The organism is Corynebacterium haematomassiliense, assembly GCF_013978595.1.
GTDB lineage: Bacteria > Actinomycetota > Actinomycetes > Mycobacteriales > Mycobacteriaceae > Corynebacterium > Corynebacterium lehmanniae.
Genome location: NZ_JACDTZ010000001.1, coordinates 1,552,690 through 1,568,303 on the forward strand (window position 1 = coordinate 1,552,690; position 15,614 = coordinate 1,568,303).

General features: G+C 65.4%; 14 protein-coding genes. 4 read left to right on the forward strand and 10 right to left on the reverse strand.

The genetic code is table 11. From position 1 onward, the window contains the following. Positions 1 to 83: 83 nt before the first annotated feature. The 7 genes from H0193_RS07335 to H0193_RS07365 form a co-directional block, all read right to left on the reverse strand. On the reverse strand, positions 84 to 1,718 hold the full coding sequence (locus H0193_RS07335; protein ID WP_181889221.1) for an IS3 family transposase: 1,635 nt from the start codon (positions 1,716 to 1,718) through the stop codon (positions 84 to 86). 239 nt (positions 1,719 to 1,957) lie between these two features. Beyond that, positions 1,958 to 2,971, reverse strand: coding sequence for an alpha/beta hydrolase (locus H0193_RS07340; protein ID WP_181889222.1), 1,014 nt, complete (start codon positions 2,969 to 2,971; stop codon positions 1,958 to 1,960). Positions 2,972 to 3,037: 66 nt separating this feature from the next. Further along, positions 3,038 to 4,849: an arabinofuranosyltransferase AftB family protein gene (locus H0193_RS07345; RefSeq protein WP_181889223.1), complete on the reverse strand. Its 1,812-nt coding sequence runs from the start codon at positions 4,847 to 4,849 to the stop codon at positions 3,038 to 3,040. 25 nt (positions 4,850 to 4,874) lie between these two features. Then, positions 4,875 to 5,870 (reverse strand): decaprenyl-phosphate phosphoribosyltransferase, encoded by a 996-nt coding sequence (locus H0193_RS07350; protein ID WP_181889224.1) that lies wholly within the window; start codon positions 5,868 to 5,870, stop codon positions 4,875 to 4,877. Beyond that, complete coding sequence (locus tag H0193_RS07355; RefSeq protein ID WP_181889225.1) at positions 5,870 to 6,370, reverse strand: phosphatase PAP2 family protein; 501 nt, start codon at positions 6,368 to 6,370, stop codon at positions 5,870 to 5,872. The genes H0193_RS07350 and H0193_RS07355 overlap by 1 nt, the downstream gene beginning before the upstream one ends. Then, the gene (locus tag H0193_RS07360) at positions 6,360 to 8,309 is read right to left on the reverse strand and encodes a glycosyltransferase (RefSeq protein WP_338026619.1); all 1,950 of its coding nucleotides are present in this window, start codon (positions 8,307 to 8,309) and stop codon (positions 6,360 to 6,362) included. Before H0193_RS07360 ends, H0193_RS07355 begins: the two co-directional genes overlap by 11 nt. 87 nt (positions 8,310 to 8,396) lie before the next feature. Next, the gene (locus tag H0193_RS07365; protein WP_181889226.1) at positions 8,397 to 8,969 is read right to left on the reverse strand and encodes a TetR/AcrR family transcriptional regulator; all 573 of its coding nucleotides are present in this window, start codon (positions 8,967 to 8,969) and stop codon (positions 8,397 to 8,399) included. Between the two features lie 73 nt (positions 8,970 to 9,042). On the opposite strand from H0193_RS07365, the gene H0193_RS07370 reads away from it, so the two are divergent. The 4 genes from H0193_RS07370 to H0193_RS07385 all read left to right on the forward strand — a co-directional run bounded on the left by H0193_RS07370 (position 9,043) and on the right by H0193_RS07385 (position 12,822). After that, entirely contained in the window at positions 9,043 to 9,732 is a 690-nt protein-coding gene (locus H0193_RS07370; protein WP_181889227.1) for a GAP family protein, read from the forward strand. A gap of 125 nt (positions 9,733 to 9,857) precedes the next feature. After that, positions 9,858 to 11,396, forward strand: coding sequence for a SulP family inorganic anion transporter (locus H0193_RS07375; RefSeq protein WP_181889228.1), 1,539 nt, complete (start codon positions 9,858 to 9,860; stop codon positions 11,394 to 11,396). Positions 11,397 to 11,423: 27 nt separating this feature from the next. Continuing rightward, positions 11,424 to 11,762: a hypothetical protein gene (locus H0193_RS07380; protein WP_181889229.1), complete on the forward strand. Its 339-nt coding sequence runs from the start codon at positions 11,424 to 11,426 to the stop codon at positions 11,760 to 11,762. Positions 11,763 to 11,874: 112 nt separating this feature from the next. Beyond that, complete coding sequence (locus tag H0193_RS07385) at positions 11,875 to 12,822, forward strand: ABC transporter substrate-binding protein (RefSeq protein ID WP_236883431.1); 948 nt, start codon at positions 11,875 to 11,877, stop codon at positions 12,820 to 12,822. A gap of 6 nt (positions 12,823 to 12,828) precedes the next feature. Here H0193_RS07385 and H0193_RS07390 read toward each other — a convergent pair whose 3' ends face one another. The 3 genes from H0193_RS07390 to H0193_RS07400 are packed head-to-tail and all read right to left on the reverse strand — an operon-like array spanning position 12,829 to position 15,610. Next, positions 12,829 to 13,596 (reverse strand): ABC transporter ATP-binding protein, encoded by a 768-nt coding sequence (locus H0193_RS07390; protein WP_181889230.1) that lies wholly within the window; start codon positions 13,594 to 13,596, stop codon positions 12,829 to 12,831. Then, positions 13,596 to 14,594: an iron chelate uptake ABC transporter family permease subunit gene (locus H0193_RS07395; protein ID WP_181889231.1), complete on the reverse strand. Its 999-nt coding sequence runs from the start codon at positions 14,592 to 14,594 to the stop codon at positions 13,596 to 13,598. Before H0193_RS07395 ends, H0193_RS07390 begins: the two co-directional genes overlap by 1 nt. Next, a complete protein-coding gene (locus tag H0193_RS07400; protein ID WP_181889232.1) occupies positions 14,591 to 15,610 on the reverse strand; it encodes a FecCD family ABC transporter permease in 1,020 nt (339 codons plus the stop codon). Before H0193_RS07400 ends, H0193_RS07395 begins: the two co-directional genes overlap by 4 nt. Positions 15,611 to 15,614: the final 4 nt, after the last annotated feature.

The following is a 15,614-nucleotide window of genomic DNA, read 5'->3' on the forward strand; positions in this document are numbered from 1 at the left end:
ACCGGCTACCTACATCCGGCTATGTGCTGGAAAGGGGATGCGGACAAATTCTTGGAGTGCATTTGGGGGACTTTGTCTCGTTGTTATGCACTCAGTGCTTGTCGGTGTTCGGCGATGGTGGTGTAGCCGTCGCCGAGTGTCGACTTCAATCGTCTGTGAATGTAGAAGTCGATGTAGGTGTCAATATAGTCGCGCATTTGCTCCACCGTCATCGTTGACACCACAGGCCTGCCTTTGAGCAGTTCTTGTTTCATCGTGCCGAAGAACCCTTCGGTGCGCGCGTTGTCGCCGCTGGTGGCTTTGCGTGACAGTGACGGGATGTATCGCCACCGGGTGTCGCACCACGCATCGGCCTGGCAGTCGGGGCAATCCAGGATGTTGTGGGTGTGGTCGGTGATCAGGCTGACCCAGCGTTCACTGCGGTAGAGCCCGCCACGGTCGGAATGGATAATCGGTTGCGCACCGTCGGGTTTTACCTCGTCGATTCGCGCGATCATCTCGGCGACCAAGTCGTGATTCGGCGACGTCGACATGGTGACCGCAATCGGCATCCCGTCGTAGAAATCGATCGCTGCCGACAGGAACAACTTCCCGTCTGGGCAGTGGATTTCGGTGACGTCGGTGCCGATTTTCTCCCACGGGGCATCCGCGTGGAAATCGTGGGTCAGCCCCTGAGTGTCGGCGTGGTCGATGAAATACTGCGACGGTGCAACAACCGGCCGGGCCGCATCCGAATCCGCATCCCCGTCGCTGCTGTCGGGTGGGGTGATCAGCAGCAGGTTTGCCGGTTTGTGGTCGGTTTCACCGGTGTAGGAGGAGTACTTGCCCGACGCCTTCGCCGGCGGGCGGCACCCAAGCTCTTTCATGAGGGTGCGCACGATCTTTTCCGACACTGTATGCCCCATGATCTTTAACCAGGCGTGGATGCGCCGGTAGCCGTAGCTTTGCCCGGATTCGGCGGCTGCCTGCAAGATCAGCGGTTTGAGTGCAGCGTGGCGCTGTTCGCGCTGTTGCACTACCTGCGTGTGTTTGTGTCGGTGGTAGTAAAACGTCGACTGCGCAATCCCAACGACCGCGCATGCTCGAGCGATGGAAAACTCGTGGGCGTCCGTGAGGGCAACCACCACTGCGGCTTTCGCCGCGGTGGACAGCTCACCGTCACGGACGTCGTCTTTTCCCCGCGACTCACCGTCGCGGACGTTGTCTTTTCCCCGTGGCTCACCATCGCTCATGAGCACGTGGATAATGGCGTCTTTGACCGTTTCCCGGTCGCGCATCTCAACAACGAGTTTTTTCAGCTCGTCCATGTCACTGGGCAATTCAGCGGTATCGTCTATCTGCCCACGCCCTGGCAGCCACTCGTTGACTGGCCGGGGTGGTTTCTTCGCATTGGCTGCCTCATCGACTCGCTGCTGCTGATGGTTGCGTTGGACTTTGCGGTGTTTGCTCACGCGTTCCATTGTCGCCGCATAGGCCTCGTCGAAAGTAATCGACGCTGCCGCATCGCGTTCGTCATCGTCGGGCCAAAACCGCTTCGTCCAGGTCAGTGCCGCGGTGTCGTGGACATCGAACTCCACGGCAATGTCACGCACTGTCGCCTGCGAGGTCAATCTGCGTGCGACAACTTTTGCGATGGTCTCAGCGTCGTAGGCGCGTCGCGTACCGTCCAAGCTCTGGCCACGACGCTTGGCCGCAACCCAGTTGCCGACCGTGGCCACCGACGGTCGGCGACCACACGCGTGTTCAGCCCAGTCGCAGACCTCACGGGCAGACGACCCAGCCAAAAACCTCTCAACCGCACCAACGCGGATATCAGATGGAAAACCTGCGGGCATCGGAATACCTTCCAGCCCCCAACACTCCAACTTTTTGTCCGCGCTCCCAAAAACAGCTGGTAACCGTTTGTAGGTAGCCGGTTTCGGCAGGATATGCCCGGCGGTCCGGGCGAGATAGCGCCCTACCAGGCGTTCATCACGTTCAGGATGCGCGGCTTGGTAGCCGCGAGCTGGCCGCCGAACTGGTCCCAGTTGTGCAGGCCGGTCGGGGTGAACACGGCGGTGTGCTGCACACCGGTCACAGTGGCCTTCGCGGACCACGCGCGGGTGGTAGCGTTCGCGACGTTTTCCAGCGCGATGCCGGCGGCGCGGTGCTGTGGCAGGTACTTCTGGTCTGCCGGGCCCGGCACGCCGGAGCCGGCGGAGACGTACACGTCGCGGCCGCGGAGGTTGCCCATGTTCAAGAACGGGTCGTTTTCAAAGCGGCGCGGGTTCAGCGAGGACCCCCACATGGCGTTGACGTTGTACATGCCGCCGTCGAGAAGCGCGGCTCGCAGTGCGGTCTGGCCGCCCGGCACCGTGGTGGTGAGGTAGCCCGAGAAGGACAGCACCTGGCGGAACTGGTTCGGGTGCAGCGCGGCGAGGTTGATCGCGGCGGTGCCGCCCATGGAAAGGCCGAGAATGGAGTTGTTCGTCGGCGAAACGCCGAAGTGCTGCTGCAGGTAGGGCGGCAGCTCCTTGGTCAGGAAGGTGTCCCACTTGTAGGTCACCGGATGGTTGAAGTCGTAGGTCGCCGGGGCGTTCCAGTCGGTGTAGAAGGAGGACTGGCCGCCGACGGGCATCACCAAGGTGATGTTGTTGTCCTTGAACATCTGGGCGGCGTTGACGTCGTTGACCCAGGCGTTGGTGATCTCGGTGGCGCGCAGGCCGTCGAGCATGTACAGGCCAGCGTTGCCGGCGCGCTGCGCGGGCTGGATCTGGACGGGGATGTGGCGGTTCATCGCGGGGGACCACACCGTGCAGCGCTGCACCCAGAATCCGACGCGGTCCCACTCGCAGTGGCCGGTGGAGTCGGGTCGCAGCCAGTCACGGTGCGCCGCCGACGCCTGCGGAGCGCCGATCACCGCTGCCAGGCCCGTGACCAGGGCCATGAGCAGCGCAGTGAGCTTGCGGCGCACAGAATTTTTGGAGTTCATAGATCCCCTCAAAACGTGTTTTCAGGCAAAAGACACGTTCACGTTACCAATTCGAAACGTCACCCGCTATTCCCCCTCGTGTGCCTGCACCGGCCAGGCGATCTGCGGGCCCTCCATCCCGGGGTTGGCGCCGTGGCGGATCGCGCGGCGGGTCTCGGCGTCGATGTAGAGGCCGGGGTCGCTGGAGAGCTGCAGCGTGCGGCCGTCGCCAAGCGAATAGCGCACGTTCTTCCAGAAGCGCTCCCAGCTCATCGGTTCGCGCGAGGTAGCCAACAGTTCGGAGATTTCGGGGCTGCGCAGTGCGGCGCGCGCCTGCTTCGCGCGCATGGAGCTGATGAACGGCGGCAGCCCGTCCAAGTAGGTGTCGGTGTCGGCGGCCTGCCAGGCAGGGTCGAGGAACTTGTCGTGGCCGACGCGGCCTTTCGGGTCGCGCGGCATGCGCGCGGCGATGGGGGTTGCCAGGCCTACGGTGTCCAGAATGCGCACGTCCAAAGGCGCGTTCATGCTAGTCATGCCCAGGTTGATCAGGTATGCGGTCAGCGGCAGATTGCTCAGATCCGAGGCATCCTCTTCGCGGTCGCGGTAGTACCAGCTGTAGATTTCCGGGTCGGCGGAGACGTAGGCGAGGTTGAGCTGCGCGGCGTTTGCGTCGATGCCCTTGTCCAGCGCATCTTCCCAGTTCTGCATGAGCTTGGAGCCGAGGAAGTCTTCGGCGTAGCGCGGCGGGTCGGTCAGTTCGCGGCCGACGGCGAGCGTCCAGAATTCGCGCTCGTCCACGATGCCGAGTTCCTTTTCGCCGGTCTGGTACGCCTCCCAGTCGATGGGGTGGGCGCGCACGATGGTCACACCCGCCCACACGGCCACGGCGGTCGCCAAAGCAATGCTGACGCGCGTAATCGGCACGGCCATCGCGGGCAGCAGCAGCGCGAACAGCGGCAACAGCCACATGCGCCCGTGCATGAAGTCGCCGCCGACGCGCAGGACGTAGAGGATGTGCGCGAGCGCGCAGCCGGTGACAAGCAAAACAATTGCTAATCGACGTCCTCCGGTCCCCCGCATCATCCACCCCACCAACGCGGCGGCGGCCAGCACGGGCAGCCAGAGCCAGTAGTAGCCCACAAAGTCGGCGAAGTACTCGAACCCGCGCGCCCACTCGGCGCCGGAGGCGGATTTTGCCACGGCGGTGTGCGGGGTGAGCAGGCCGTAGTAGCCCATGCGGAAGATTTGGTAAGCGGCTGGCACGGGCAGCGCCGCGGCGAGGATGCCTGGGGTCTTGCGGGGGTTGCACGCGATGAGCAGGATGCCGGTCACGCCGCCGTAGAGCGCGAGCTCGGGGCGCACGAGCCAGGACATGCCGCACCAGAAGGCGAGGAAGTAGCCGACCTCGGGCGCGCGACGGCGCAGCGGCTCGGCCCACGCGACCAGCGCGGCCCACCACCCGGCGATCCACAAAAGCGACAGGCCCCACTCCAGCCCAGAGGTGGCGAAGTCGCGCGCCGGCGGCAGCGCCAGGTAGATCACGATGCCCAGGGGCACAACGGGGCCCACCTTGCCCCAGAACCGGCCCGCGGCGAAGGTGGCCAGCGCGGCCGCCGTCACGGTGCAGATCAGCGCGAGCCACATGGCCACGTCCTCGAGCCGGGCTCCGGTGAGCCAGCCAAACGCGGTAATCAGGTACTGCCACAGCGTGGAGGTGTTGGCTTCGACGCGCTCGCCGGCGTTGAACACGGGCCCGTTGCCGGCGAGCAGGTTGCGCACGGTGCGCAGGACGATCAGGCCGTCGTCGGACATCCAGCGGCGGGTCCACCCGCCCCAGAACGCGAAGATGCCCGCGACTACGGCTGCGGCGAGCGCGGAGAGGCGGGCGTTCTTTGTCATTGCGACGATGTTAGTGGGTCAATGCCTACCAGCCTAAGTTCGGCACAACGTAGACGGCCATCGCGATGCAGAACAGCCACGCCGCGGCGAGCAGCTGCAGCACGCGGTCCTCCAGGGCGATCTCGTCGGGCGCGCCGCCCTGCCCGCCGTCGACCACGGAGGCGTAGCGCAGGATCGCGATGACAAACGGCACCATGGACACCTGGTACCAGATGGCGGCGGTGCCCTCGACGGAGTTGGACAGCTGGAAGCCCCACAGCGCGTACGACATGACCACGGCGGTGGCGGACAGCGTCCACACGAACCGCAGGTAAGTCTCGGTGTAGCCCTGTAGCGAGCGGCGGATCTCCGCGCCGGTTTCTTTCACCAGCAGCAGCTCGGCGTAGCGCTTGCCGGACGCCATGAACAGGGAACCGAACGCCGCCACCAGCAGGAACCACTGGGACAGGTCGATGCCCGCGGCCACGCCGCCGGCCATGGTGCGCAGCATGAAGCCGGAGGACACCAGGGCGATGTCGATCACCGGGATGTGCTTCCAGCCGAAGCAGTAGCCCAGCTGCAGCGCGATGTAGATGCCGATGACCCAGGCCAAAGACGTGCCGTCGGTAGCCAGAAGCGACAGTCCGAGCGCCAGCGCGATGAGCACCGCCGCCATGCCGTACGCCAGGTTGATCGGCAGCATGCCGGAGGCGATCGGGCGGAAGCGCTTGGTGGGGTGGCGGCGGTCGGATTCGACGTCGCGCGCGTCGTTGATCAGGTAGATCGAGGACGCGCCGAAGCAGAACACCACAAACGCCAGGAGGATGTCCACGGCGGTGCGGGAGTTGAAGGCGTCCGTGCCGGCGGCGAGGGGCGCGGCCAGCACGAGGACGTTTTTCACCCACTGCTTGGGCCGCAGGCCCTTGATCATCGCGTCCGGGAGGTTCTTCGGCGGCGTCTTCTTCATCACCTGGTCAACGCCGGAGGTGTGCGGCTCCGACTTGATCAGGGGCTCGTCCACGGGTTCACGGGTGTTTGCCACTAGATCCTCTTCTCAGCCTCGATTGCCACCTTCGCCGTCGCCGCGCCAAGGGCGGCACCGGCGAGGGTGTCGGTTGGGTAATGCACGCCGAGCACGTTACGCGACAGCATCATCACCGGCACGAGCAGCCACGGCCACTTCCTTCCGGTGATGTCCGCCAGGTGCGCGGCGGCGGCGCCGGTGTTCGCAGCGTGCGAGGAGGGGAACGACAGCTGCGAGGGCGTTTTCACGCCGATTTTCACGCGCGGGTCGTTCGGCCGCGGACGTCGCACGATGCGCTTGAGCACCACAGTCGCGGCGTGCGCGGCGAAGGTGCCAGCGCCGAGCGCGAGCCATTTGGAGCGATTTTGCTTATCGACGGCTCCGCCAACCCCCGCCACCGCCAGCCAACCGAGGTCGTGCTCGCCGAAGTAGCTCAAGCCCCGGGCGGCCCTCGCGGTTTCTGGGGTGTACAGCGCGTCCTGGATGGCGACGAGCAGGTCTACCTCTTTACTGCGCATCGAAGATCTTCCCCCAGTTCTCGTGACTGGTCAGCTCGCCGCGCGCGTCGCGGTACTGCTTCTTCAGCTCCGGCCAACGCTCCTTGATCTGGGCGCGCAGTTCCTTCTGCTCGCGCATCAGATCGTCGGCAAGCTTCTTGTCGCGCTTGCGGAAGGCCACGCCGGTGCCGCCGGCGGTGGACACGGTCGCCGAATCCACGCGGGCGAGCGTGTACCAGCGGGCCTCGTCGGCGGTGAGGTTGAGCTGCGGCGCGTCCCAGTGCGCGCGGTCCTCGTCCTTGCGCAGGTGCATCAGCGCCTTGACGGCCCACGGGATCTTCTTCACCTTGCCCAGGCGACCGCCGATCTTGTTGGTGGGCACGCCCGGCGCGCCGGTGGGCGCGGGCAGGTCGGTCGCGGACGGCAGCACCTGCGCGTCCGAGTACTCCTTGCGGATGCTCTGAATCCGCGGCAGCGAGGATTCGAGGATGTCGAAGAGCTGGTCCGGGCCGGCGAGGAAGTCGCGCATGGCCTCGTTCTGGATGGCGATGGTGGAGTACTCCATGCAGAAGTAGTGCTTCGCGGTTGATTTCTGCATGTTCTTCAGCATGGCCTCCGGGTTGTCCGGTCCGTAGATACTGGCCACGATGAGGCGGTTGCGCATGTGGAAATACGCCTGCCAGTCAATCGCGTCGTCCTTGTCCGCCCACGCCATGTGCCAGATGGCCACGCCGGGCCAGGTGACCGTCGGGAAGCCCGCTTCCTTGGCGCGCAGCGCGTACTCGTTGTCGTCCCACTTGATAAACAGCGGCAGCGGCAGCCCCATCTTCTCCGCCACAACGCGCGGGAAGAGGTTCATCCACCAGCCGTTGTAGTCCACGTCGATGCGGCGGTGCAGCGGGCGCGAGGTGGTCTTCTTCGGATCCAGGTCCTCTTCGTCCGTGCCCACGTACCCCAGCGGGTACTTGGCAAAGTCGTGGTCGTAGACGGCGTGCTTGGCGGCGGAGAACATGAAGATCTCCGGATCAACCGTCTCACCCGTGGTGCGCAGCTGCGAGCGGTCCTGCAGGTTGAGCATCTGCCCTCCCACCAGGATCGGCTGCGCTGCGTAGCGCGCGGCCTGCACAGCGCGGACGATGGAGTCCGGCTCGATGGCGATGTCGTCGTCCATGTACAGGATGAACGGCGCGTCGGTGCGGTTCAGCGCCTCGTACATGATGCGGGAGTAGCCGCCGGAGCCGCCCAGGTTGCCCTGCTGGAAAATCTCCAGCTTGCCGTTGAGGTTCTTCTCGGCATCGGCGAAATCCGGCTCGTCCGCCGGGTGCTGGTTGCCCTGGTCCGGCATGAGCACGTTGCTGATGCAGGCTTCCACGTACGGGTCCTCCGCCAGCGCGTGCAGCGCGTTGACGGCGTCGCGGGGACGGTTGAACGTGGGAATGCCCACGGCCACCTGTTTGGGCTGGGGCGGGACCACGGTGCCGTCGTCAAGCACCTGCTCTTTGGGCTCCTGCGGGGAGCACCACGCGGCGTCCGCGATGCGCGTGTCGTCCTCGGCGGTGATGTCGAACCACAGCCAGCCACCGTCCTCGAAGTTACTCAGTTTCAGCGGGATCTCGATGCGCCCGGTTGCCTCGACGTTGGTGATGCTCACGCGCGTGCCGTCGTGCTTGGACCGGTAGACGGAGATGGTCGCACGCCCCTCGACGTCCATGGCCAGGACCACCGTGTCCAGCTGCGACCAGCGGCGCCAATAGCTCGCCGGGAAGGCGTTGAAGTACGTCTCGAAGCTGACCTCGTTGCCCGCGGGGACCTCGAAGCTCGTGCGGTCGGACCAGCGCAGACGCTGCTTGTTGTGCTCCTGCTCGATCAGGTACAGCATGCGCACGTCGTGCGGCTCGCCCTTCTTCGGCATGAGGACGCGCTGCAGCGTGTCCACGGCGAGGGTCTTGCTCGTCTCCACAGCTCTCACTTTCTGTTGTGGGCAGTTGGAGCCAAGCGTAATCGCTCCAATGGTGATTCCTCGCTGTGGCTCGCGGTTCGGTGCGAGCTAGCTGGAGAAGAGGAGGCGCAGGCCTTCGCGGAGGTCGGCCACGATGCGGTCGGACTCCGATTCGGGAACCCGCAGGTTGTCCAGAGTGAGACCGTTGATCAGTGCGGTAACGAGGCGCGCCTTGGGCTTTGCATCCTCCTCACCGCCGAGCGCAGCGACAACGCTGCCCTGAAAGTCTTCAAGCACCTCGGTGTAGAGCTTCGCAATCCAGTCCCTAGTTGCAGAGGCGGAGCCGTACGTGACCCAGATCGCGGCATCTTCGGAACGCACCCCTCCGATCGGGAGAAGCTCGGCAAGCCTCGCCACCCAGGTTTCGAGCTCGCCTTCCCTTTCAGGCACCGCCGCCACCCGCTCGCTCTGGCGCTGGATGGAGCGGATGAACGCGTGAGCCAGCAGGGTGTCCCTGTTCGGAGCGTGGTACTGCACAGAGCCGGCGGCGAACCCGGATTCCTTCGCCACCTCCCGCACGCTCACGGCATCGAGCCCCCGCGACGCGATGATGCGGATAGTGGCGTCGGCAATTGTCGCGGCCGATTCTGAAAACTGATGGTCCAGGGAAAAATCGTTCATGGTTGCGTCCCAGTCTAGATTCTCGTACGTTCGTAAGTCGTAGTACGTTCGTACGAGAGATTCGGAGATCCCCATGAGCTCGGTCATCCCCGTTGTTGGCTTGGCGCTGCTTGACAGCCTGAGCCTGGGCACCCTTGTCATCCCCCTTGCGCTTATCGTCCACTGGCGCGCCGTCCGCGTTCCGGCGCTGACCACCTACCTGGTTACCGTCGCAGCGGTCTACTTCCTCCTCGGGCTAGGGATCCTCCTCGGATTCGCTGGCCTGGGCTCGGCCGCCGAACGGATCACGCAGACCGACGTCTTCCCATGGATCACGTTGATACTGGGCGCGACCCTTGCGATCTTCGGCATCTTCGCGCCCAACCCCAAGAAGCCCGAACCCGGGCAGTTGCCGAAACGCGCGGCCAGCGCAAGAAGCAGTGTGCCGAGCATGGTCGCCTTAGGCCTCGGCGCATCGCTTACCGAGGCGGCGACGATGCTGCCGTACATCGCAGCGATGGGCATCATCGGCAGCTGGGATATCCCATCCGTGTCCAAGGCCGGGGCCGTGGGTGTCTACTGCCTCGTGATGATCTTGCCGACAGTCATCCTCGCCACCGTGGCACTGCTCTTTGGCCAGAAGTTCTTCCCGCGGCTCGAACGCCTTATCCCCCGCCTCGAGTACGAGGCAAAGGTGACGCTTCTCTGGATCGCCGCCATCGTCGGCATCTACATGGTGGCGTACAGCTTTGCGACGATCCGCGGCGACCTCCCCGCCTCGTGATGAGGACCGGTTTCGCGCGGCGGCTGCATTGGCGCTTGATGCGCAGGACCGATACGGTAGCTACGTTTTCACGCCCTCGCCTGCCGGAGGGCGCAGTTTCCCGCGCATGTAGAACGGTAGATTCCATGGCTTTCGCTCACACCGAGATATCTCACGAACCGCCCGCTCCGACGGGGGTTGTGGAGTCCTTCCGCTACGCATTTTCGTCGCCCTCTCGCCTGCGCAAGGAGGTGCTGGCGGGCCTCACCGTCGGGCTGGCGCTCATCCCCGAGGCCATCGCGTTTTCCATCCTCGCCGGCGTTGATCCGGCGCTTGGACTGTTCGCCTCGGTGATCATGGCCATCACCATCGCGTTCACCGGCGGCCGCCCCGCGATGATTTCGGCCGCCACGGGTGCGGTCGCCCTGGTCATCGCCCCAGTGGCCCGCGAGTACGGGGTGGACTACTTCATCGCGACCGTCTTGCTGGCGGGCGTGCTGCAGATCGTGCTCGCGGCGCTCGGGGTGGCGAAACTGCAGCGGTTCATCCCGCGGTCGGTGATGATCGGCTTCGTCAACGCGCTGGGTATTTTGATCTTCACCGCGCAGCTGGAGCATCTTATCGACGTCCCAAAGGTCGTCTACGTCCTCGTCGCCGTCGGCATCGCGATCATGATCGGGTGGCCGAAGCTTACGGGCGCTATCCCCGCCCCGTTGATCACCATCGTCGTCATCAGTGCTGTCGTGGGGTTTGCCGGATTCCGCGTACCCACCGTGTCGGATATGGGGCAGCTGCCGGATTCCCTGCCGCGCCTGTTCGTCCCGGACGTGCCACTGACGCTGGAGACGCTGCGGATCATCGCTCCGTACGCGCTCGGCATGGCCATTGTCGGCCTGTTGGAGTCGTTGATGACCGCCAAGCTTGTCGACGACATCACCGACACCCACTCCGACAAAACCCGCGAATCCTGGGGCCAAGGCGTGGCGAACATCGCCTCCGGCCTGTTCGGCGGCATGGGCGGCTGCGCCATGATCGGGCAGACCATGATCAACGTCCGCGAATCTGGGGCGCGCACCCGCCTGTCGACGCTGCTGGCCGGCGTATTCCTCCTCGCATTCATCCTGCTACTCGGCGACGTGGTGGGCCAGATCCCGATGGCGGCACTCGTGGCCATCATGATCATGGTGTCCGTGGGCACCATCGACTGGCACTCGGTACACCCGCGCACTCTGAAATTCATGCCGCTGTCGGAGACCGTGGTGATGTTGGTGACCGTCGTAGCAACGCTTGCCACCAGCAACCTCGCAGTCGGCGTGGTGCTCGGCGTGATCACCGCGATGATCACCTTCGCCCGCCGCGTCGCACACCTCGCCTCCGTCGAGCAGGTTTCCGCCGAGGACACCACCAACGACGGGCAGGTGGACACCCGCACCTACCGCATCCACGGCCAGCTGTTCTGGGCCTCCAGCAACGACCTGGTCTACGCGTTCGACTACACCGACCCGGCAGAAAACATCGTGCTCGATTTGAGCGCGGCCGAGGTGTGGGACGCCTCCACCGTGGCCACGTTGGACTCCGTCACCCGCAAGTTCGAGGAACGAGGCAAGACCGTCACCATCGTCGGCCTCGACGGGCCAAGCAAGGACCGCCTGGACCGCCTGTCCGGAAAACTCAACAGCCAATAGCGGCGCTTCTCCCGTAGGCTGCGAATCATGCAGTTCAAGGGATACAACGACGACGGTCTCCCCCACGACCCCGCAGGTGGACCACGCAACAGCTCCGGTTCGCCAGCGCGCAACTACGCCATCGGCGCAGCCTGCATCGTGGTGGCCGTGCTCTCGTTCGCGTTCCTCACCGGCTCCACCGCCGTGTTCATCGGCATCGCGGGCGCGGTGACCGGTGCGGTGTTTCTGGTGATGGGGATCCAGGGCAGCGGCGACCAGCAGCCGGACACCTTTGAGCAGGGAAACTTCGGCACCCAGGACCCGGGCGCGGACTACGACTGGGACGGCAACTTCCGCCGCGAGTTCGGCGACGGTCAGCACCGCTAAAGCCCGGGCCACCTAGGTGTTGCCCGGTGGCGGCGGCGTACCCTAAGCTAGTCACGTTAGCTTAGGCACACCTAACCCAGGGTGCTTTCGTTCCCGACCGAAAGGGCGAACCTTGAAACGCACTTCCCCACTGTCGCTTCAGCGGCTGACCGCTACCTTCGCTGCGGCTGCGCTGCTGCTCACCGGCTGTTCCAGCGAGTCCGCAGACTCCGGCCAGCACACCGACGCGGCGGGGTCGAACGACCGCATTGTCACGCTGGGGCTTGGCGACGTGGACACCGTCCTCGCGTTAGGGGAGCAACCAGTCGGCTACGCCACCTGGGAGGCAGAGGGCTCGGGCGATCCGTCCGGCCTCGGACCGTGGGCGAAAGACAAGCTCACCGGCGAGCCGAACCCGATCCGCAACACCACCACCGAGTTCAGCACCGACACCGCTGAGCAGGTCGCAGCGCTCGATCCGACCAAGATCATCGCGGTCAACAGCGGTTTCGACAGCGACAAGCAGGCCCTGTTGCAGCAGATTGCGCCGGCGACCTTCCATTCCGACCAACACGAGGACTGGCAGGTGCCGTGGGACGAGCAGATTAAGGAGATCGCGGCGGCGTTGGGGCAGGAAGCTGAGGGCGACAAGCTCATCGCAGAATCCGAGCAGGCTTTCGCCGACTTCCGGCAGGCGCATCCGGAGCTGCAGGGCAAGACCGCGGTCATCGGGATGCCTTACGACGGCAAGCTCGGCGTGTACACGGCAGGCGACGGCCGCGGCTCCTTCATTGAAAAGCTCGGGTTTACCATTCCGGACAAGTTCAACGGTGACGGATCCAGCTTCTTCATCGATTGGTCCCCCGAGAACTACTCCGACCTCAACGACGTGGACTACGTGTTCATCCTGGACTACTACGGCGCGATCGACGCGCTGAAAAACGATGCCGCGTTTGCGAACCTCGACGTCAACACGCGCGGCGGCGTGCACTGGCTCGACACCGACACCGCCAACGCGATGAGCATGCCCAACCCGCTGACCATCCCGTACGTGATCACACAGATTGACCAGGAGCTCTAGAGCGCGCTAGCGGGGCACGATCAGCGGCCCTCCTGCCACCGGGTCCTCGGCGACCACGGCGGGCAGCGAGAATACGTCGGCAAGCAACTGCTCCGACACAACCTCGGCGGGCGTGCCCGCCGCTTGCACCTCGCCGCGTTTCATCACAACCAACTGGTCGGAAAAACGCGCCGCGAGGTTCAAATCGTGCAGCACCATGACCACGGTGCGCCCCATGTCATCGGCAAGACGGCGAATAAGTGCAAGTAACTCGACGGAGTGGGAAAGGTCCAGATACGTGGTCGGCTCGTCCAAAAGCACGAGCGGGGTGTCTTGGGCGAGCACCATCGCGATCCACGCGCGCTGCCGCTGCCCGCCCGAGAGCCGCTCGAGCGGGCGCTCCGCGAACTCGGCCACCTGGGTCAGCTCCATCACCTCGTCCACCATCGCGCTGTCTTTCTCCGAGGTCTGGCGCAGCCACGTCTGGTGCGGGTGACGCCCGCGTCCGACCAGGTCACGCACCGTCAGCCCGTCCGGCGCTACGGGGGTTTGCGGCAGCACCGCGAGCGTTCGGGCGATCTCGCGGCGTTTCATCTCCGCGGTGTTTCGGCCGTCCAGGACCACCTCGCCGCGCTCACGCGGGATCAGGCCAGCAACCGCGCGCAACAACGTTGATTTGCCGCAGCCGTTCGGCCCGACGATGGTGGTGACGCCGCCGCGCGGGACGTCGAGGGCGAGCCCGTCGATAATCGTTGCCGCACCGTAGCTGACGGTGAGATCACGCACGTGAAGCATTACAAGGTCACCTTTCTGGTCGCGCGCATCAGCGCGTAGAGCAAGGCTGCCCCGCCGAACGCTGACGTGGCCACGCCTACCGGTAAGTCTCCCGGCACAACGGTGCGCACCGCGAGGTCCGCACCGGCGACGATCAGCGCGCCGGCAATCATGGCGGTGCCAAGTGGGGGCGTGGGGGCATGTGCTAATCGACGGCCCACGTGCGGCGCCACAAACGCCACAAAAGCAATCGGACCTGAAGCCGCCACCGCCGTCGATGTCAACGCCACGGCAAGCACCATGAGCACAAGCTGGGTGCGGCGCGGATCGACGCCCAGCCCCGCAGCCGTGTCGTCCCCGAGAGAGAGGGCCTCGAGCTGGAATGACGCCCAGCGCAGCAACGGCACAACCAGCGCAAGCGCCACCAACACAGCGGCGGCGTCACCCCAACCCGAGGATCCGACAGAGCCGGTCACCCACGCCTGGGCTTTGCCCACATCGCGGTAGTCGGCGCGGACGAGGAGGAACGAGTTGTACGCCACCGCTAGGGCGTTGAGGATGATGCCGGCGAAGATGAGCTGAAACGAACCCAGGCCGCCGGCGCGGCTGAGCCACCACATCGCCACGGAGACCGCTATCCCGCCAACAAACGCGCTCAGCGGCACCCCGAGCGCGCTGAGCAGCACCCCGGTACCGCCACCCGCGAGCAGCGCTGTAAGTGCGAACGCCGACGCACCTGAAACAACGCCCAGGATGTCTGGGCTGGCCAGCGGGTTACGAGTGATCGTCTGAAAGATCGCGCCCGCGAATCCGAGCGCGGCCCCCACCGCCAGCGCCGTGGCAACACGCGGCAGGCGCCACTCGACGACCACGGTGTGGGCCATTCCGGTGGACTGTCCGGTAAGGGCGGCGAGGACGTCGTGAAGCCCAAGCCCGAATTCACCCACCATGATGCCTCCGAGCGCGACGGCGAGCCCACACGCCGCGAGCACGACATTGACTGCGAACGTGCGGGTCACAGCTTCGCCCCCTTCCGCAGCAGGTACAGAGCGAACGGGGCGCCGACGAAAGCAAGGGTGATGCCAACTTGCAGCTCACCGGGGCGGGCGATGACTCGGCCGGCGACATCCGCGAAGAGCAGCAGCGTCGCACCGGCAAGCGCCGAGCACGGCAGCACCAGCCGGTAATCCGGCCCGGTCAGGGAGCGGACGATATGCGGTACGACCAAGCCGACAAACCCGATCGGGCCCGCCCCCGCCACAGCTGCACCGGCAAGCAGGGCGACCAGCAGGATCCCCACCGCGCGTGCAGCCGCGACGTTGACGCCGAGAGAGTGCGCGACGTCATCGCCCAGGTTCACCATGTTCACCCGGTTCGCCGTGGCGAACGCAGCCACCAGGCCGACCAGTATGACCGGGGCGACGGCGGCGACGATGTGCATGTCCCGGCCCGCGACGGAGCCCGCCGTCCAAAACCGCATGTCATTGAGACTTTGCGTGCTGGTGAGCACGATGCCGCTGGTCAGCGCGGAACACACCGCCCCGAGCGCGGACCCGCCGAGTACCACCGTGATCGGAGTGGAACCGCGGCTTCGCGCGCTCAATACGAAGACGAGCGCTACCGCCATTGTCGCGCCGAGGAAACCGACCCCCACCGCGACGAGCACCGGCAGCGAGCCGAAGACGGCGGTTGCTGCAGCCACCGCAAGCGCCGCCCCCGGGGCGATGCCCAGCAGGTTTGTGTCAGCCAGCGGGTTGCGCGTGTGCCCCTGGAGCAGAGCTCCCGCTGTGCCTAGCGCCGAGCCAGCGAGCAGGCCGAGCAGCGTGCGCGGTACCCGCAGTTGGGCAACCACTTGCGCTTCCTCACTGACCTGCCCAGATTCGGCGTGGAACGCGAGGGCAAGCCCGTCACGCACAGCGCTGACGCTTTCGGCCACGCTCATCTGCCGCGCGCCGACGGCGAGCGAGAGCAACACCGCGACGACAGCCGAAATCCCGAGCACAATGGCGAGTCCCGCGTGTCTAGTCGCACTCATGGTC